Source organism: Bacillus sp. ISL-7 (assembly GCF_018613065.1).
In genome coordinates this window covers 17,610-37,455 of sequence record NZ_JAGGQW010000050.1, presented here as the reverse complement: position 1 = coordinate 37,455, position 19,846 = coordinate 17,610, and the positions used below count along the sequence as shown (strand labels likewise).

The window sequence follows — 19,846 nt, the reverse complement described above, 5'->3', positions numbered from 1 at the left end:
AATATTGCAAAATTACTAATTAAATGCAAAAATGGAAAAGAACTGTATTTTTTTAGAATAAAATTTTTGGGTGGGATAATATGAAACGTTTATTTCGGGCTCTTATCAGAATTGGATTAATACTAGCGGGCTTTCTGTTTATTTTTAATCTTCCCTCCTTTTTAGGGATTGGAAAAGAGCATGTCATGATTAATTTTAAAACACTATGGATCAATCTGAAGTCGGATTTTCAATTTTTAGTGGAATTTAATGGTGATCAATACATAGCTTTTTTCAAGAAATTAGAAATAGCCGAGAGTTATCAGTACACGATGACGATTCTACTGATCAGCCTTTTTTTTATAATCTTTCTTGCTATGATTGTGGCAATAATAATTATGCTCTCACCAGAAAAAGCAAAAAATCGAATGAAAAGTGGGATCAATTTTTTCGAAGCTGTTCCTGATTTACTAGTAATCTTTTTATTTCAGTTTTTTATTATTACTTTATATAAAACGACGGGATTAAAGTTTTTACAACTCTATGGGATATTTGGTCATAAGCCTTATTTTGTTCCAATCATGACTGTATCCTTTCTGCCTTTTTTCCTATTCTTGCAGTTTCTGATTAATGTCATCAATGAGGAACAAATCCAGCAATATGTTCTCTATGCTAGGGCAAAGGGGATGGGCAGACTTAGAACCATACTCGTCCACATCATGCGAAACATTTTTCCACTCTTAATCTTGCAGCTGCGGACGATCATTTGGGTATTATTATCCAATATTTATCTAGTTGAATTTTTGTTTAATATTAATGGGTTTACTCAGCAATTTCTAAAGATTATTTTTATGGGCGGAGATTTTGCTTCCCTCGTTATATGTTTACTAATGTTATCGATACCACTGTTGGTAATGGAAGCTGTGGGATGGTTGATATCAAAGCTAATCAAAGGGAGGGAGGCAGTCAGTTTATGAGAAAATATAAAAAAACTATTATTGGCTCCACGTTGCTTTTGATTCTCTTATTAATGAGTATTTTGTACCCTTATTACGGGCCAAAAGATTACAATCATCAGGTGCTGGTAAAAAATGAACAGGGCGAAATACTTGGCAGGGCACCGTTTCCTCCATCAGCACAACATTTAATGGGGACTAATCAGAATGGCGAGGATATGCATTGGCTATTACTTTACGGTGCAAAATTTACATTAATCTCGGCATTTGGAGTCGCCTTATTAAGAGTAATCCTTGGTGGAATATTCGGAATTTTCCTATCACTATGGGCGCCATTCTTAAAAATTTATGTTAAAGACTTTTTCCTAACTTTTCGTTATATCCCATCGATCCTGATTGCGATAATTTTAATGATACCGATTGTGGGTGATTTTAATGATGTAGCCATTTCTTCTATTGTTACCTATCAAATTATTATTCTCGTATTTATCGGATTTCCATCGGTTACGATTTTCGCCGCCGATGTAACCGATGGATTATTAAAAACCTCCTTTGTGCAAAGCTCTAAGTTAATGGGGGCTGGCAAATTACATATTGTAAGAAAGCAATTGATGCCGTATATACGTTCTTACGGGCTATTATTTACTGTCCAACAGTTTATAAGCACCCTTCATATTACAATGCAGCTTGGTTTGTTTGGAATGTTTCTTGGTGGGAGAAATCGGGGAGGAGTGTTAGGGTTTGAAGAACCGCCAAAACCGGCCACACTTTCCAATGAATGGGCAGGATTAATTGGACAAAATTATAGTGAATTTATTCGTGCCCCGTGGTCCATTTTAAGTCCCGTGGTTGGATTTTTTGTTGTCATAGTCATCGTGAATTTGATCAAGAAAGAACTAGAAGAGAGCCTATATGGTTCAAGGGTTGTGAAAAAGAAAGAAACAAAGGGAAAGGTTCCTAAGATGGAATCCCATTCCTCAAAAAAATTTGAGTTTGTTCAAAAACTATAGCTTGGGTAAATTAGTAGTTAGACATTAAAAAGGCGGAATCAATTGATCCCGCCTCCATATCAGTCACCATTAAACATATCAAAAATTCCTCTTGCGATACTGCCTTCGTCTTTTGCCCCGCCACGTGAAGGTGCCGCAGCAAAAACACGGCTTGCCAGACGGCTAAATGGCAAGGATTGAATCCAAACGGAACCGGGACCGCGGAGTGTGGCAAAAAACAAGCCTTCTCCGCCAAACAAGGCTGTTTTAACTCCTTTTACAAATTCGATATCATAATTTACACTGCTTGTCATCGCCACTAAACAGCCTGTATCCACGCGCAGTGACTGCCCTGGCAAAAGGTCTTTTTTTATAATCGTTCCACCTGCATGAACAAAAGCGAGCCCATCACCTTCTAACTTTTGCATAATAAATCCTTCGCCGCCAAAGAAGCCGGCGCCAATTTTTCGTTGGAATTCAATCCCGACCTGAACCCCTTTAGCAGCAGCAAGAAAGGCGTCCTTTTGGCAGATAATTTTTCCTCCCAATTGGCTTAAGTCCATCGGAATAATCTTACCAGGGTAAGGAGAAGCAAACGACACCCGTTTTTTGCCAATACCGTTATTGGTAAAGGCAGTCATGAACAAGCTTTCACCGGTAAGTACCCGTTTACCAGCGCCGAACAGCTTACCCATAAGTCCGCTTCCGGCACTCGTGCCGCTGCCATCACCAAAAATAGTCTCCATATGTATGTCATCTTCCATCATCATAAAGCTTCCTGCTTCAGCAACAACTGTCTCTTGTGGATCGAGCTCTACTTCAACAAACTGCATGTCGTCTCCATAGATTTTAAAATCTATTTCGTGGTTATTCATACTTTTCCCTCCACTTTTTATAATGGCAAATCTATATATATTATAAAAAAGTTAGGAAAAAAGTGCTAATTTTAACAAAATAAAAATAAAAAGACGCCTGTTTACACAGACATCTTCAATATTGTCGAGAAATGGTCATTTTCTTGGCATTTTTTATTTTGTTTGAATCTAAACTTCCGATCTTTATTAATTGATGGTCCTGCTAATAGGCCTGTTGATTTCCGCTCCGGGCACTCGCTTTCCGCGGGGAGGTCCGGGAGCCTCCTCGGCGATTTGGCTAAACTCATTTGGCTTAAACATTGATTTCACACTTATTCTTAATATTCTTTTGCTGTTTTCGAAAATAATGTTGTTATATATCAATGAGCAGATAATTAAAAAGGATATTTTGTGTAAAATTACACTTAAACATTAGAACATTCATGGTATATTAATTGTTTTTTCCCTTCAATGAGCGAATTTTAGAGTTTTATGAGCGAATATTTCGTTTCAATGAGCGAATAATGGGTTTTTATGAGCGAATCTCTTGTTTTATGAGCGAATTTAAGAAGCGGCATTCTTTTAAAAAAGATCATATTTTTTATATGAGTTGAAGAGATTAAATTGAATAATACACCGTTGATTGGAGAGGAAGGCGCGAAGACTCCTGCGGGAGTACAGGGCAGGGGAGACCCTGCAGGCGCTTTAGCGCCGAGGAAGCTCCCCGGCACGCCCGCGGAAAGCGAAGCGACTGGAGCGCAAATCAACAGACTAATTGAAAGTCCAATATATTTATTATTATAAAAAATTAACGCAGCGAATTATTAAAGAAAGGAATAAAATAAAAGGCTATCGAAAGTTTTTCGACAGCATAAAAAGACGCCTGTTTACACAGACGTCTTTTGCGTATTGAGGCGAAAAACCACACTCCACATGTGCTCCAAAAAGGAATGTTTCTCGACTTACACAACTCAGCTCATCGCTTTGCTATTGTAACATGCCCTTGTGAATCAAACAAGTAGTTTTTATTAAATATAAATTTTCCTTTTTTAAAACAAAGTACTTGCTATGTTAGTTAAATTACCATATATTCAAATAATCAGATATACAAAAACAAGAAGATAAGAAGGGTATATATATGTTTATTGACAAAAGATTCCATAATTATTCCTTAAGGAGTGTACCAAAGGATCTCCTTTCAGGATTGATTGTCGGGGTAATCGCAATTCCACTTGGGATGGCTTTTGCTATTGCTTCAGGAGTGAAGCCAGAATATGGAATCTATTGTTGCAGGGATTCTTATCTCCTTATTTGGCGGATCGAAGTATCAAATAGGCGGACCGACTGGAGCGTTTATTCCCATTTTATGATGGAATGACCAATAGCAGGCACAACAGCAATAAAGAATTAATCGGACAAGGAATTGCCAATATGATTACGCCGTTATTTGGCGGAATTCCAGCAACAGGTGCGATTGCTCGAACTGCGACAAATATTAAAAGCTGCTGAAACATTTGAAAAGACGATCATGAGCACAATAAATTATCGACCTAAAATCCTATTGTTGCGAATGAGTAAAGTGCCATTAATGGATACAACCGGAGAAGCAACGTTATCAAGTATTGTTCGTCATTTTTCTGAAACTGGTATAATTATGATATCGGGTTTAAATCAGCAGCCGGTAAATGTCTTGAAAAGGACTAGATTATATCAAATAATCGGCGAGGAACATTTTTTTGAACATATGGGTGAAGCCATCCAATATGCACTTGAGCATATTAACAAAAATAAGTGCCTAGGCTGTAAGCATTACGCATTTAGAGAATGCAAAAAGCTATCAGCTGCGGAGGCAGTAGAAGGAAGCAGACCAAAACTTACGGCTACTTTCTAAAAAGCATAGGAGTGGACAATTTGAATCTTGAAATGCAACAATTTAAGGCGGAATTTTTCAAAGCATTAGCCCATCCCTTGAGAATCCGCATTTTAGAACTACTTGCCGAAGGGGATAAGAATGTAAATGAAATTCAAACCCTTGTTGGCAGTGAAGGCTCGGCAGTTTCACAGCAGTTAACTATTCTAAGAGCGAAGAATATTGTGTCTGGAACGAAAGAGGGCAACAAAGTTATCTACACTTTAAAGGACCCGATGATCATCGAATTGTTAGCAGTAGCAAGGCAAATATTTAACAATCATCTCGTGGATACGATCACAATACTAGACAAGTTTAAAGAAGATGAGGAAGAGCCAGCAATACCGAAGAATTAATTTTCTTCGGTATTTTTTTCTTATATTTCAGTGAAAAGGGTTAAAAAGCTGTTTGCGGATTTCCCATCTCTAACCTATATAGGTTTGGAATTACTTGTGAAGGACATCATTAAAGGAATTAATTGTTGCAAAGTTTGAGTTTAATAATCTTTCCATTTGAATGGAATGGTCCCTATTGAAGAGGTGTCGATTTGACTCGAAATTCCCGAAGAAAATAAGGGGGAAATGTAGAAGTATGTAGGTTTATCTTGCTCTGTCCTTTATTGACATTTAGGCTATTAGAATGCTAAAATTTAATCAGCCGTTGCACGAGATTAGATTTATATTACAAGCTTATTCAAAGTTTTAACCGATGTTTGGATGAGGAAATGAAGGTAAAGCTATCACGTTGTAATTTGGTGAATTTACACATGGCTTAAGTGTATAAGCCAATAGGAGGATTTTTTTTCATGAAAAACGGTAAAGTAAAATGGTTTAACTCAGAAAAAGGTTTTGGATTCATCGAAGCTGAAGACGGTAACGACGTATTCGTTCATTATTCTGCAATCCAAACAGAAGGTTTCAAAACTTTAGAAGAAGGTCAAGAAGTATCTTTCGAAGTAGTTGAAGGAGCTCGTGGACCACAAGCTGCTAACGTAACTAAAAAATAATATTGTAATCTATTATAACAGCCCGGACTAGGTTCCGGGCTGTTTTTTGCATTTTTATAGATTCCCTTCAAATAACCTCTAGTATAAAATACCCATTGTTCCAGTAATCTGCTAGCATTTCCAAGCTCATATCTGAAAGTATTTTGTTATAATAGTAGTATTGGAAAAGATGCAGATTAAAAAATTGGGGTGAGCAGATGAAATTTATCCATACAGCTGATTGGCATTTAGGAAAATTAGTCCATGGGGTCTATATGACAGAGAATCAACGCGAAGTACTAGAGCAATTTGTGGCCATTGTTGCTGAAGAAAAGCCTGATGCCGTTGTCATCGCAGGAGACTTATATGATCGCTCGGTACCGCCAACCGATGCCGTGGAATTACTTGATGAAATGCTTTTTAAAATAAATGTCGAATTGAAAACACCGGTTGTCGCCATTGCAGGGAACCACGATAGTGCAGAGAGACTTTCCTTTGGCAGTTCATGGTATAAGCACAGCCAATTTTATCTTTCTGGAAAATTATCAACAAGCTTCACTCCTGTGCAAATAAACGGAGTAAACTTCTATCTTGTTCCTTATGCAGAGCCAGGGATGGTCCGTCAACTACTCCAAGATAATTCGATCCATACCCATCAAGAAGCGATGAAAGCACTGATTGGAAAAATGGAGGAACACCTTAACCCAAACGAGCCCAATGTATTGGTTGGACATGCCTTTGTTTTAGGTGGACAAACCTCGGATTCTGAACGAGTCTTATCCGTAGGCGGCTCAGGTTGTGTTGGAGCCGAATTGTTCGAACCGTTTTCCTATACCGCACTGGGTCACTTACACAGTCCAGAGGCAATTAACCATCACAAAGTGAAATATTCTGGTTCCCTCTTAAAATATTCCTTCTCGGAAGCAAAACAAAGAAAGTCGATCTCCATTATTGAAATGGATGAAAAAGGTAACTTTACACAACGTTATCGATCGCTTAAACCTAAACATGATATGCGTGAAATAGAAGGACATCTTGAAGAATTACTTGATCCTTATTTTTATGAAAAAGAAACCGTCCATGATTATTTGAAAATCACTCTCCTTGATGAAGGTGCTTTAATCGATCCGATTAATAAGTTACGTCAAGTGTATCCGAACGTCCTCCATCTTGAAAGAAAACTGGATATTACCGATTTAAAGAAGAAACAATCTTTCACTTCTATTCGAAGTGAAAAAAAGTCGGAACTTGAGTTGTTTGAACAATTTTACTCAGAGATGACAACCTCTGAATTTTCGCTGGATAAAAAAGAGGCAATGACTGATGTAATTGAAAAAGTGCTTAGGGAAGAGGGATTGAAATGAAACCTTTAAAACTGACGATGCAAGCTTTCGGCCCTTATGCAGGAAATGAAGTAATCGACTTTACCGCTCTGGGCAATCGTACGATGTTTGTCATTTCTGGTAAAACCGGTTCCGGGAAAACAACCATTTTTGATGCAATTAGTTATGCGATTTATGGAAAAGCGAGTGGAGAAGACCGTAATGGTCCCGAACTTCGCAGCCAGTTTGCGAAGGATGAGGTATTAACCGAAGTTTCACTTGATTTTTCACTTCGTAACAAAGCGTATTCGATTACAAGGTCACCTCAGCAGTTGAAGAAGAAAGAAAAAGGTGATGGCTATACACAAATAGGTGCCAAAGCTGAGTTATATATGTGGACAGAAAATGGCGAGAAGAAGCTGCTGGCTTCTAAAATCAATGATGTTGAGGAAAAGATTAAGGAAATTATGCTTATTGATGCGAATCAATTCCGGCAAATATTAATGATTCCGCAGGGCGAATTCCGTAAACTCCTTACCTCAGATAGTAAGGATAAAGAAGTGATCCTGCAGCGCCTGTTCCATACCCAGTTATATAAAATGGTAGAAGATAAGTTAAAGGAAGAAGCAACGGAGTTAAAAAGGACTGTTGAAGACCAGATACAATCAAGAAATGAAGCAATTCGACGCATTCATTCGGTAACAAATGAAGAGCTTCGTGGGTATCTGGATGCGGATTCTGTAAATGACACGATCATTATGCCACTTTTACAAGCAGAAATTTCCGGCATGGGTGTAGCGTTGGAACAACTGAACCACCAATTAAAAGGAAAGGTACAGGAACAGGACAAACTTAAGGGGCAGCTTTTTGAAGCAGAAGCGATCTTAAAACAACTGCAAATGAAAGAGGAATTAAAGGGGCAAAAGGACAGCCTAGTTTCTCAAGAAGAAGTATTTATTGAAAAAGAAAAGCAGGTTCAACTTGCACAAAAGGCTGCCCTTTTAGCAAAGCAGGAGGAGCTGTGCCACCGTTTAAAACGCGAAGTTGATCAACTTGAGGGAAATTTGAAGTCGATTCAGATGGAAATGGAAAAATTGGATGGACTTTTAAAACAGCATGAGCAACAGCTGCAACGGGAGCTTGGACGAGAGGGTGAGCGCCAGACGGCCCTTGATGAGCTGAATCGATTAGTAAATATGAAAGAGGATGTCTATTCGTTTGCCGCATTGCTTAAAGTGACGCAAAACAAGGATACTGAACTAAAAACTGCGAAAGAAAAGCATATGCAGTCCGAACAACTACTTGAACAACTAGTAGGACAAATAGGATTCCTTAATCGGCAGAAAGAAGAAATCGAAAAAGGAAAGCTGACTTATTTAGAAAATGAGGGAAGAATTGAAAAAATAAAGGCTGAACTTGACCGTTATGAAAAATATGACACTCTGCTCGGAAAACATCAAGAGGCTGAACAAAATCTAAAGGCGATCACCGCCCGTTATGAAAATACGACGGCTAGATTTGCTGATGCCAGAGCAATGGTTGAAAATTTAGAGGGAAAATGGATGCACGGGCAGGCAGCGATATTAGCAGCAGGGCTTCAATCAGGTCAAGGCTGTCCTGTTTGCGGTTCAGAGCATCATCCATCACCTGCCATCCAACACGATGACAGTATTCCTACTGAAGAGGAAATGAAGGCAGCTAAGGCTCAATCTGCCAAATGGGAAAAAGAAAAGTCAGCAGATGAAGCTGCTTTTTACCAAAGTCAGTCAGCTGAAGCAGCACAAAGTGCAGCTGTAACTGAAATATTGCAAGAATTACGTACGTATCGGCCAGATTTTACAGAATCTGATTTACCTCATGCAAAAATTGAGGCTGACACCGCAAGGAACCAGCTTGTTCAGATTCAAGGAAATCTTGCTGAACAGATTAAACAGCTTGATAAGGTTAGGTTGGAAATAGAAAAAAGAGAAATTGAAAAAATTAAGGTACAAAACACCATCCATCAGGTTTCCGCTCAAATGAATGAGTTAACGGTGCAATTCACTGAAAAGAAGACCAATCTTTCACGGATGATGAAAGTCATTCCCGAAAATCTTCGCTCGGAAGCGGAATACGAAAAGGCTGTATCTGTCTCCCGGAGCCGCCAAGAAATACTAATTAAACAGCTCGAAGAAGCACAGCAGCGCTTCCAGGCAGTAAAAGAAAAACTTTCCAATGAAACGGCAAGATTACTAGATGCAGAGAAACACCATGCAAGTAAACACAAAGAGCTCGAAACGGAAAGGGAAATCTTTATTAACAAACTTTCAGAGCAGGGCTTTGAAAAATACGGTATGTATGCTGCTTCCAAACGGACAGAAGGAGAGATTCGCAGCCTTGAAGCAGAAATCCGCAGCTACCGTGAAGAAGTACGCTCGGTTTCTGACCGTTTGAAAGAACTTACTGAACTGTTAATCGACGTGAAAACACCTGATGTTGAGGGATTAAAGCAAGAGTTAGTGAAAATTACTGGCGAAATCGAGGCACTTAATCATCAAAGCACAAATTTATTTGTAAAAAAACGGGACAACGAAGAAATTTACAGCCGGGTAGAAAGCTTGAATGAACAGATGAAAGTTCTGGAAGAACGGTACAAGTTAATTGGCCATCTTTATGAAATTGCTAAGGGTCAAAATAACTTCCGAATTACCTTTGAACGGTATGTGCTGGCGGCTTTTCTTGATGATATTTTAAGAGAAGCCAACGGTCGCTTACGAAAAATGACGTCTGGCCGTTTTCAATTGCTGAGAAAAACCGATCGATCCAAAGGTAATACGCAAAGCGGTTTGGAATTGCTCGTGTTTGACCAGTATACGGGCCAGGAACGGCATGTCAAAACATTATCGGGTGGGGAAAGCTTTAAAGCTTCTTTATCTTTGGCACTAGGTCTGGCAGATGTAGTTCAAAATTATGCCGGCGGGGTATCGCTAGAAACGATGTTCATCGATGAAGGCTTTGGTACGCTGGATCCTGAGTCCCTGGATCAGGCAATTGAAGCATTAATGGATATTCAGAGCAGCGGCCGCTTGGTTGGAATTATCTCGCACGTTCCAGAACTAAAAGAACGAATTGATGTCAGACTAGAGGTCATGGCAGACCAGACGGGCAGCAGGACGGAATTTATGTTTACCAATTAATGCATTGGTAGCCTTCCATGGCCAAGCTGAAAGCAGTGTGATTTTAATGGCTTGAAATCACACTGCTTTTTGTGTTTTTCTAAGAACTTTAAAAATATCCATTACTCATAAAGGCTTAAAATTAGGAAACCGTTCTTGAGCTTCAGCAAGTGTTGAAAGGCTAGTTAATTCTGCTAAGGAACCAATTTTATCCCAAACGGCCATGACAGCAGCCGATTGGTGTGCTTTTTCAATTGCCTCCGTTGACACCCATTCAGCGATCTCGATAATCGTCCCATCCTCTGCTTGAAGAGTTAGTAAATCCCTGTTAGTAATTAAATTTTCTTCTCTTAATGTTGGGATATGTACTTTAAGAACTTCTTTCAATTCCTCTGCATTTCCTGGTTTTGGACGATAAAGTGCCATAAAAACTAATGATGACATATTTTCACCTCCTTTAATAAAATTCTCATCTTAATTATGATAATTCTTTAGCAATTGCACGTCCAGCCTGTCTTCCTGTAAATAAACAGCCGCCGACGAATGTTCCTTCCAACGAGCGATAGCCGTGAATTCCACCTCCGCCAAACCCTGAAACCTCTCCAGCTGCGTATAGTCCTGGAACAGGAATTCCTGATGCATCGAGGACTCTGCCTGATAAATCAGTCTGTAGTCCGCCCAGCGTTTTTCGACTGACAATATTTAAACGAACCGCGATTAATGGGCCCATCTTTGGATCGAGAATCCTATGTGGGGATGCGACTCTTATCAGTTTGTCACCAAGATAATATCGGGCTCCCCGCATAGCGGTAATTTGCAGATCCTTTGTAAATTTATTTTCTATCTCCCGGTCTCGAGCTAGAACCTGCCTTTCAATTTCGGTAAAATTTAGTAAGTTTTCACCTGTAAGTTGATTCATTCCATCAACAAGTTCTGTAAGGGTATTCGCAATAACAAAATCCTCGCCCTTATCCATGAAGGCTTTTACTGGTGCAGTGGGCCCGGGAAGAATACGGGCTAATACTTTTTTTATACTTTTTCCTGTCAAATCAGGATTTTGTTCAGACCCTGATAAGGCAAACTCTTTTTCTATAATCTTCTGAGTTAAAATGAACCATGAGTAGTCGTAGCCGGACTTCATAATTGCTTCAAGGGTTCCCAAGGTATCAAATCCGGGAAAGTTTGGCGCAGGAAAACGCTTACCTTTTGCATCGAGCCAAAGTGAGGATGGACCAGGGAGGATACGGATACCATGCATCGGCCAAACGGGGTCCCAGTTCTTAATACCTTCGGTGTAGTGCCACATCCGGTCGCGATTGACGATACGTCCGCCGACTTTCTCCGTTATTCCAAGCATTCTACCGTCCACATGTTCCGGTACTCCGGAAATCATATTTTTAGGCGCATCGCCGAGCCGCTCAGGCCAATTTTTCCTAATAAGCTCATGGTTTCCACCAATACCGCCGCTTGTCACCACTACTATGGATGAATGAAACTCAAAATCTCCAATCACCTCACGGGAACTTGCTTCACCGCGTGATGCGGAACTTGGTACAAGTATGTCTCCCCCGACACCTCTTACGGCACCATTTTCCTTTATTAATTCATTCACACGATGGCGAGGGCGATAATCGACAAGACCTTTCGCCATTGCCTGTCTGACTCTAGCCTCAAATGGCTTAACCAGGCCGGGACCGGTTCCCCATACAATATGAAAGCGGGGCACTGAATTTCCATGGCCTTCAGCAGTATATCCGCCACGCTCTGCCCAGCCGACAACAGGGAAAAAACGAACGCCCATCCCTGATAGCCATTCACGTTTTTCACCTGCGGCGAAATCAACATAGGCTTCTGCCCACTTTTTACCCCAATAATCCTCATCATCCTCTCTATCAAACCCTGCCGCTCCTAACCAGTCCTGCCAAGCAAGCTCCCGCGAATCCCGTATACCTATTCTTCTCTGTTCGGGAGAATCGATGAGAAACAAACCTCCAAATGACCACCAAGCCTGTCCACCGATAGACACTTCGGGTTCTTGGTCTAATAGCAGCACTTTTGTTCCAGCTTCAGCCAGTTCAGCCGTAGCCACTAAACCAGCTAAACCTGCACCAACCACGATCACGTCAAATTTCAAATGAATCCCCCCGGTTAATTAAAGGTACTTATCTATTGAGTTGTTTTATTTTCTGAAAAATCAATATAATTAAGTATAACATAGCTAACATAGGATTTTGGAGGTAGAATCCATTGACGAATTGAAAAATCAAAAGAAGAGGATGAGAAAATGATTCATCTGGCTCATCCTCTTCTTATCATTATTAATGACGTATCTTTCATTTTTTGGATTTTGCCTTTTCAATTTTTACTCCATAACTAATACTTTTAATGTGGGACATAGAAAGGCGCACTATTTCCCCATTATTGACCAAAAAAACAAAATCTTTATTTACCTCACAGAGTACTCCCTCTAACTTCTCAGGACCGCCACGATTAATTTGTATCCATTTTAATTTCAATGTGTCAAGAAGGTCTTGGAAATTAGCAGCTTTTTTAAACTTGAAATCTTTTGGAACTTTAATGTTGAATTCCATCTGCTCCTTCATATTATCTGTAAAACTTTTAATATGAGATGTTTTGAAGTAAACGACCCCATCTTCTTCCGTGAGAAGGACGATAAGATTGTCACTTGCATCCAGTAACATCCCAATTCTGGATTCTGGTCCACCTCGATCAATTCTGATTACTTTACCTATAAAACATTTCATGATGTCTTTATTCATAAAAAATTTTCCCCCTTAAAATAATTAATTATATTTATACTGCATCTATATGTATCATGGAATGATGTTGTCCTAATAAATTAGCCTGTTTATTTATAATTTAAGAGAAAAACTTGGTAATTAAAATGATCCCTTTTTAAACGAAAAAAACGACGTGTGCAAATGCACACGTCAATATATTTTATTGTTTAACACCTATGGGATCTAACGTCACTATTAATCCATAAATTAGCCCAAAAACGTCTGTACGACCAGCCAAATATTTAATCCCATAATGATAATCGCAAAAAGAGCGGAAGCAATGGTTGTGATTCGTTTATTCGTTAACACGCCCATGAACTCTTTTTTTTGCGTAAAGTAGATTAAAGCAATTATCGGAAATGGTAACACAATGCTTAGAACGACTTGACTGATAACAAGTGTTCGCGTCGGGTCGACCCCCATGGCAACAATGATGACTGTTGGGAGCATAGTTACTAGACGGCGGACCCAAATTGGAATGGTAAAGCCTACAAATCCCTGCATGATAACTTGGCCGGCCATTGTACCGACTACAGAACTTGATAGTCCTGAGGCGAGTAAGGAAATCAAAAATACACTAGCTGCTGCAGAGCCGAGGAGCGGTGTTAGCGTATGGTAGGCTGATTGGATGTCGGCAATCTGACTGTTTCCAGTAGTATTAAAAACAGACGCGGCCATGTACATCATTGATAAATTGATAAAGCCGGCTAAAGTCATCGCAATAAATATTTCTTTCGTGCTAAATTTTTGAATTTTGATTCTTTCTTTATCATTTCGAGGAACGATTCGTCCTTGTGTTAAGCTTGAATGTAAATAAATGGCATGCGGCATAACTGTGGCACCGATTACACCAACTGCTAGCATCAGGCTCTCGCTATTGCCAAGCCAGGGCACAACACTGTGATAGGCTATTTGAGCGAGATTTGGTTTGGAAAAGATAGTTTCGACTAAATAACATAAACCAATCAGCACGGCAAATGCTGCAATAAACTTTTCAAGCGGACGAAATCCATATTTCTCTAACATTAAAATAAGGTAAGTGACGACCCCAATTATGATCGTTCCAAACAGCATTGGTATGCCCGCGAGTAAATTTAATGCAAGTGTCGCGCCTAAAAACTCGGCAAGGTCGGTCGCCATTGCTGCTAACTCAGAAACAATCCACATAATAATGGTAAGCCATTTGGGCATATTCTCTCGGCACAATTCAGGAAGACTTTTGCCTGTGGCAATGCCAAGTTTTGCAGACATGTTCTGTAAAAGCATGGCCATTAGATTAGCTAATACGATGACCCAAAGCATTTTATAACCAAAACGGGCACCGCTTTGGATGTTAGTTGCAAAATTACCAGGATCTATATATGCAATGGAAGCAATGAAGGCCGGTCCTAGAAACGGTAGTAATGCCCGTATACCTTTTACTTTCCCATTTATGGCATCTCTAGCGGCAGAAACAGTTCGGTGTTCCGCTGCTTGAGCCTTGTCTACTGCAAGTAAATTTGAGTGGCTCATAAGATATCACCTTTTCTTTCATTTTTAATAAGTACAATATTTGTTCCCTAATGAATAAAAGTTGCCTCTGCGCAAAACTATATTTTTATTATACAAAATTTCGGGTAAATTGTGTAGCTTTTGCTAAAAAAGGTTTTAATTAGGTTCAATCATTATTAATAGTGTTTTATCGGTTCTTAGCATTAAATGAACGGGTGAAATAACAAAATCAGATGAATTTCTGGTTTTTTTATTTCAGAGAGTTTTTTTCAAGGAAACTCCTAAATTCCTTTAAATTTTTTGATTGAAAGATAAGAGTAGATGTCGCAAAATCTACTCTTGAACAATAGAGCTATAAAGGCTAGAGTAGAATGGAAGAACGATAAAGTAGGTGGCAAAATTGGAAAAAAGATATTTTACGATTGGTATGGCAGGCCATATAGATCATGGGAAAACGTCGTTAACGAAAGCGTTAACTAATGTAGATACAGATCGTTTAAAAGAAGAAAAGGAACGTCAAATTTCAATTGAACTCGGATTTGCGCCTTTATATGAAGATAATGAAATTCAAATTTCTGTAATAGATGTTCCAGGACATGAACGGTTTATCAGGCAGATGATAGCTGGTGTAGCTGGGATAGATCTAGTAGTACTTGTCGTTGCAGCAGACGAAGGTGTTATGCCGCAAACGAGGGAGCACTTGGATATCTTGAAATTTTTAGGAGTTAAAAATGGTTTGATCGCTATTTCAAAAATAGACCGGGTTGAAGAAGAATTTATCGAGCTAGTGAAAGATGATATTTTGGAGGAACTTTCTGGGACCGTCTTTGAAGCTGCGCCGTTTGTTTTAGTAGACAGTCTTGCCAAAAAAGGGATTGAAGAAATTAAAGAATTAATCATCAAAATGTTAAAAGAACAAGAAATGCGAGATGCAAAAGGGGCCTTCCGTCTGCCGATTGATCAAGTATTCACGGTTAAGGGTCAGGGGACTGTGGTTCGAGGTACTGTTTATGAAGGAACGATCGAAGAGGGACAAACACTTAAGATTATGCCAAAAGGTATTGAGGTTAGAGCGCGGCAGATTCAAGTACATCATAATCCGGCCGAGAAGGCCTATGCTGGACAACGGACGGCGATTAACCTTTCAAGTGTTTCAAAGGACGAGGTAGAACGGGGAGATGTGCTTGTATCGTCTGAACATTTCCTTGTTACGAAGACTTTGGATGTTGCTATTCGTGTGGTTGAGGACCTAGAGCATATGGTTAAACAGCGGATGCCAATTAAGCTTCATCTTGGAACAGCTGAGGTAATGGGGCGGATTGTCTTTTTTGACCGCAATGAAATCAAGGAAGAAAATGGTGAAATCCTTTGCCAACTGAGGCTTGAGGATGAAATTCTTACAAAACGAGGTGACCGCTTTATTCTACGCAGGCCAAGCCCGCAAGAGACGATTGGCGGGGGGTGGGTGATTGACCCACGCGGAGATAAATACCGGTTCGGCAATCAAACCATCAATGATCTTGAAAAGAAAAAAGTCGGCACACCGAAGGAGCGAATTACTGCTGCTTTAATGGAAGCGAAAAGTTTGCCCCTACATGAGTTGATCAAACGAACTTCCCTAGATGAAGCTACCTTAATTGAGCACTTATCGGAAGCAGAATTTGTTTTATATGATGGAAAAGAATATACACTCCAGCAGTTGATCGATTCGATAGAGGAAGATATCTTTGATAGATTGCAGGATTATCATCAACTACATTCGATGAAGATAGGGATCAATAAAGCAGAGCTATTGCAAACGATGCAAAAAAGATTTCCTAAATCACTGCTAGATTATGTGGTGGAAAATGGAATGACAAATCACATTTTTAACAGAAAAGGACAGTTTGTTTCGTTGGCAAGTTTTGTACCACATGTACCAAAAAACTGGGCGAAGCGGACTGAAAATCTAATTAATGGATTGCAGAGGGACGGATTAAAGGTTCGTAACCTAAAGGAATATTTTGCTGATGCCGGTATTCCTGACAATCTTGAAGCTGATTTACGACGCTTTCTTGAAGAGGAAGAACTTCTTATCCAGTTGGATGTACAGTTTGCCTATCATGGGGAAATATTTAAACAAGCCGTGGAGAAACTGCGCAGCCATACAGGTTCTGAATTTGAGGTCGGGGATGCAAAAGATGTTCTTGAACTGTCACGAAAATACATGATTCCGTTTTTAGAAAAATTAGATGCATTAGGACTTACAAAGCGAGTGGAAAATAGGCGATTTTGGAAAAAATAGCCAAAAAGCCTCAATCCTTGGATGGGAAAGAGGCTTTTTTCTTTTTAAGATAGAAACTCTGTAGGGTTTAGGCCGAGTTCACGACAGATATCGCTAACCATTTGTTTTTCATTGTTGTCAAAATTTCCATCTGCATAGCCAATGGCGATGCAATAACGAGCGACAAGACGAGCAATTTCTGGCTTGGTTCTGATTTTTCCAAGGGCACGAAATGCCTCGGCACGACCAAGCATCCGATCATTTTCTATTCTAGAAACAAACATATTGAATTTTTGGAGGACCTTATTTGTATCAAACACTCGTAATTCTTCACTTTGATGGACGAATTCAGTCATTTTCTGGCGTTCAGAAGCATCCAAGTATCCGTCTGCCATCGCCACTAATGCACAGGCTGCGACCACTGCCTCGAGTACATCCTGGCTTTTATATCGATTAAATAGTTCTTGTGCTTTTTTCTTTTGATTGCTTGCCCACTCCGCATAATCTGTTTGCGAAGGGGACCAGTTGTTGCCACAGCTATTACATGAGAACTTTAGTTGATTTTTTCCAATAAAACCACCTAGTAAACCAACAGGACCAAGGATTAACCCGCCTATTGCTGCTTTACCAAGACCGAACCCTTTCTTTCCTGTCCGAACATTTGAGGAATGGCAACGTGGACAAATGATATCATCTCCACCATACGATTGGTTAGAATTTGTTGAAGCAGGATAGGACTGTGTCGGATATCCATAGGCAGGCTGCTGCTGATAAGATGATTCTGGCTGAAGATGAATGGGCTGCTGCTGATACGAATTTGATCTTGATTGGTTTTGATGATATGAATTACTTTGTTGATAAAAATTAGGATTTGTTTGGCTTGGTTGATATGGATTACTCTGTTGATACGAATTAGTGCTTGATGGGTAACTTGTTGGCTGAGAAGGCGGCGTTGTTTGCACACTTGCAGGTGGGTCGTCAACGGTAATACCAAAGTTACCACATAAAGCAGCTAATCCCCCTTGAAAACCACTGGCAATTGCATTAAACTTCCATTCACCGTTATGACGGTAGAGCTCCGCTGCCACAATTGCTGTTTCAACCGTGAAATCCCGTCCAAGGTTAAATCTCAATAATTCTTCATTTGTTTGCTCATTAAATATACGCACATAAGAATCAGAAATTTGTCCGAAATTTTGCCGTTTCGCTTGCGCATCATGGATCGTAATTGTAAAAGCAATCCGATGAATTTGGGAAGGAACCTTGTTTAAATCAATCCTGATCTGCTCATCATCCCTGGCTCCTGCACCAGTTCGATTGTCACCGCTATAGATAATGGAGCCATTTCCACCTGACGGATTATTATAAAATACAAAATCCTGGTCACTGTTCACTTTCCCAGTTTGGCCTAATAAAAATGCAGAAGCATCTAAATCAAAATTGGACCCTTGCTGACTAATGTTCCAACCCAAGCCGACAACGACGTTTTGCAGTCCAGGGTGAGATTTTGTTAAATCTACTTTTTGCCCCTTGCTAAGTGTAACACCCACTTTTTTCACTCCTCTTGATTATTTTCATATGTACATTATAAATGTATTTTTGAAAAAGGGAAAAATTTCATGACAGATAAGTTTCTTCATTGTTTATACCACACTTTATGTACGTGACAAGAGTGAAAAAGTTTCAAAAATAAAGCTATAAAAAAGCACGCTAATCCATTTGATCAGCATGCATTAATTAGTTTATATGATTTGCACTATCATTATTTTTTCTAAATGGCCACCAATTGGCCTCGCCGAATGTTTTTACCATAACAGGTACAAACAGTGGGAGCACAACAAGTGAGTATAAGGCTAGTTCTTGAATAATCCGCTTTTGAAATGGAATCCAAATCGTTATGCATACTTAATACCCAAAAAAGCTTGACTCTATTTGTTCAATTTATTGTTTTCCTCAAAACTTACTATCTTTTAAGGAAAAGTTAAGAAATAAACATAATAATGGGTGTAGATTAGATTATTTGGCTTCCTGGGGGGAATTCAGGACGGAAAAGGAGCAAGTTTAGATGAAAAAATGGATAATTATTGTAGGTTGTGTACTCGTTGTTGGTTTCGTTGGTAATCGATGGGATTCATTAAAGTTAGGTACACAAACGGTGTCAGCGCAAATCAGAACAGCAGTTGTTCAAAAAGGGACGTTAAACGTCAACATTAGTGGTTCGGGGACAGTTCAAGCGGTAACGAGTGAAGATATTAAAACAACGTTTAATAATAATGAAGTTGATGAAGTACTTGCAGCTGTGGGGGAGAATGTAACCGAAAGAGATGAGTTAATTACTTTTTCAGATGGAAGTGACCCTATAACAGCGCCCGCCACTGGGGTTATTACGACAATCGCAGTTTCCGCAGGAGAGCCAGTAACAAATGGACAAGTTGTTGCCCATGTCACAAACTATAAGCAATTACAAACCGTGGTTCAAATTGATGAGCTTGATATATCCAAAATTAAAAAGAATCAGCCAGTTGACCTAACCATTAATGCGTTTCCTGATCAAGTATTTACTGGTAAAGTATCTGCAATTTCTGAAGACGGAGTAACATCAAACGGAGTCTCTACTTTTGATGTTACCATTTCTATTAATAAACCAGATCAACTTAAAGTCGGGATGAGTGCGGAAGCAAGAATCTTAACAGAAAGTAAAGTTAATGCCCTTTATGTTCCACTTGATGCTGTATACACATCAAACAATAAGAAATATGTCATAGTCAATTCGAAGAGCACAGATAGTAACACCTCAGGAACGGAGAAAAATACAGTTCAAACAGGCATCGCAAATGAAGATTATGTGGAAATAACAAAAGGAGTATCGGAAGGAGAAACAGTAAAATTACCTCAATTAGCAAAAGCGAGCTCGTCAAATAATTCAAGTAGTAATTCCCAAAGCAGTGTTTTTGGTGGAATCGGAAACCTGGGCGGAATGAACCGGAACTTTGGAGGTCAAGGACAATTTGGCGGTAGAGGTGGAAACTAACAGGAGGTAATTTTAGCTTCCCAAACACCTCTTTTAAATGAAAGGTAAACAGCGGACATGTCCTATGTTACGATCGCTTTATTTGCTATATAATTATTTTTAGATACCAAC

At 39.4% G+C, this 19,846-nt stretch carries 16 protein-coding genes and 1 pseudogene; 11 read left to right on the top strand and 6 right to left on the bottom strand.

Annotated features, from left to right (window positions below):
- Positions 1 to 80: 80 nt before the first annotated feature.
- Positions 81 to 956, top strand: a complete 876-nt coding sequence (locus tag J7E66_RS20680) for an ABC transporter permease subunit (RefSeq protein ID WP_215003297.1) — start codon at positions 81 to 83, stop codon at positions 954 to 956.
- Positions 953 to 1,945 carry a hypothetical protein gene (locus J7E66_RS20675; protein WP_215003296.1) on the top strand — a complete coding sequence of 331 codons (993 nt, stop codon included), beginning with the start codon at positions 953 to 955 and terminating at the stop codon, positions 1,943 to 1,945. The genes J7E66_RS20680 and J7E66_RS20675 overlap by 4 nt, the downstream gene beginning before the upstream one ends.
- A gap of 59 nt (positions 1,946 to 2,004) precedes the next feature.
- Here the strand turns inward: J7E66_RS20675 and J7E66_RS20670 are convergent, their stop codons facing one another.
- Positions 2,005 to 2,799 (bottom strand): TIGR00266 family protein, encoded by a 795-nt coding sequence (locus tag J7E66_RS20670; protein WP_215003294.1) that lies wholly within the window; start codon positions 2,797 to 2,799, stop codon positions 2,005 to 2,007.
- Between the two features lie 1,117 nt (positions 2,800 to 3,916).
- On the opposite strand from J7E66_RS20670, the pseudogene J7E66_RS31900 reads away from it, so the two are divergent.
- From J7E66_RS31900 to J7E66_RS20645, 7 genes and pseudogenes are all read left to right on the top strand, one after another.
- Positions 3,917 to 4,145, top strand: a pseudogene (locus J7E66_RS31900) (SulP family inorganic anion transporter); the annotation flags it as partial.
- 7 nt (positions 4,146 to 4,152) lie between these two features.
- On the top strand, positions 4,153 to 4,287 hold the full coding sequence (locus tag J7E66_RS31895) for a SulP family inorganic anion transporter (RefSeq protein WP_251033042.1): 135 nt from the start codon (positions 4,153 to 4,155) through the stop codon (positions 4,285 to 4,287).
- The gene (locus J7E66_RS31890; RefSeq protein ID WP_251033041.1) at positions 4,253 to 4,669 is read left to right on the top strand and encodes an STAS domain-containing protein; all 417 of its coding nucleotides are present in this window, start codon (positions 4,253 to 4,255) and stop codon (positions 4,667 to 4,669) included. Before J7E66_RS31895 ends, J7E66_RS31890 begins: the two co-directional genes overlap by 35 nt.
- 20 nt (positions 4,670 to 4,689) lie before the next feature.
- Positions 4,690 to 5,043, top strand: coding sequence for an ArsR/SmtB family transcription factor (locus tag J7E66_RS20660; protein ID WP_088086799.1), 354 nt, complete (start codon positions 4,690 to 4,692; stop codon positions 5,041 to 5,043).
- Positions 5,044 to 5,492: 449 nt separating this feature from the next.
- Positions 5,493 to 5,693, top strand: a complete 201-nt coding sequence (locus tag J7E66_RS20655) for a cold-shock protein (protein WP_007083969.1) — start codon at positions 5,493 to 5,495, stop codon at positions 5,691 to 5,693.
- 197 nt (positions 5,694 to 5,890) lie between these two features.
- A complete protein-coding gene (locus J7E66_RS20650; protein WP_215003292.1) occupies positions 5,891 to 7,036 on the top strand; it encodes an exonuclease SbcCD subunit D in 1,146 nt (381 codons plus the stop codon).
- Positions 7,033 to 10,170, top strand: coding sequence for an AAA family ATPase (locus J7E66_RS20645; protein ID WP_215003290.1), 3,138 nt, complete (start codon positions 7,033 to 7,035; stop codon positions 10,168 to 10,170). The genes J7E66_RS20650 and J7E66_RS20645 overlap by 4 nt, the downstream gene beginning before the upstream one ends.
- 105 nt (positions 10,171 to 10,275) lie before the next feature.
- On the opposite strand, the gene J7E66_RS20640 is transcribed toward J7E66_RS20645, so the two are convergent.
- From J7E66_RS20640 to J7E66_RS20625, 4 genes are all read right to left on the bottom strand, one after another.
- A complete protein-coding gene (locus J7E66_RS20640; RefSeq protein WP_088086802.1) occupies positions 10,276 to 10,593 on the bottom strand; it encodes a putative quinol monooxygenase in 318 nt (105 codons plus the stop codon).
- A 34-nt stretch (positions 10,594 to 10,627) separates the two neighbouring features.
- Positions 10,628 to 12,283, bottom strand: a complete 1,656-nt coding sequence (locus tag J7E66_RS20635; RefSeq protein WP_215003288.1) for an FAD-binding dehydrogenase — start codon at positions 12,281 to 12,283, stop codon at positions 10,628 to 10,630.
- 199 nt (positions 12,284 to 12,482) lie between these two features.
- The gene (locus J7E66_RS20630; protein ID WP_215003287.1) at positions 12,483 to 12,929 is read right to left on the bottom strand and encodes a hypothetical protein; all 447 of its coding nucleotides are present in this window, start codon (positions 12,927 to 12,929) and stop codon (positions 12,483 to 12,485) included.
- Positions 12,930 to 13,157: 228 nt separating this feature from the next.
- Positions 13,158 to 14,462 (bottom strand): Nramp family divalent metal transporter, encoded by a 1,305-nt coding sequence (locus J7E66_RS20625; RefSeq protein WP_215003285.1) that lies wholly within the window; start codon positions 14,460 to 14,462, stop codon positions 13,158 to 13,160.
- Positions 14,463 to 14,841: 379 nt separating this feature from the next.
- Between J7E66_RS20625 and selB the strand changes: the two genes are divergently transcribed.
- On the top strand, positions 14,842 to 16,725 hold the full coding sequence (gene selB / locus J7E66_RS20620; protein ID WP_215003283.1) for a selenocysteine-specific translation elongation factor: 1,884 nt from the start codon (positions 14,842 to 14,844) through the stop codon (positions 16,723 to 16,725).
- A 44-nt stretch (positions 16,726 to 16,769) separates the two neighbouring features.
- On the opposite strand, the gene J7E66_RS20615 is transcribed toward selB, so the two are convergent.
- Positions 16,770 to 18,254, bottom strand: a complete 1,485-nt coding sequence (locus J7E66_RS20615; RefSeq protein WP_215003281.1) for a TerD family protein — start codon at positions 18,252 to 18,254, stop codon at positions 16,770 to 16,772.
- Positions 18,255 to 18,769: 515 nt separating this feature from the next.
- Between J7E66_RS20615 and J7E66_RS20610 the strand changes: the two genes are divergently transcribed.
- Positions 18,770 to 19,735, top strand: coding sequence for an efflux RND transporter periplasmic adaptor subunit (locus tag J7E66_RS20610; protein ID WP_215003279.1), 966 nt, complete (start codon positions 18,770 to 18,772; stop codon positions 19,733 to 19,735).
- Positions 19,736 to 19,846: the final 111 nt, after the last annotated feature.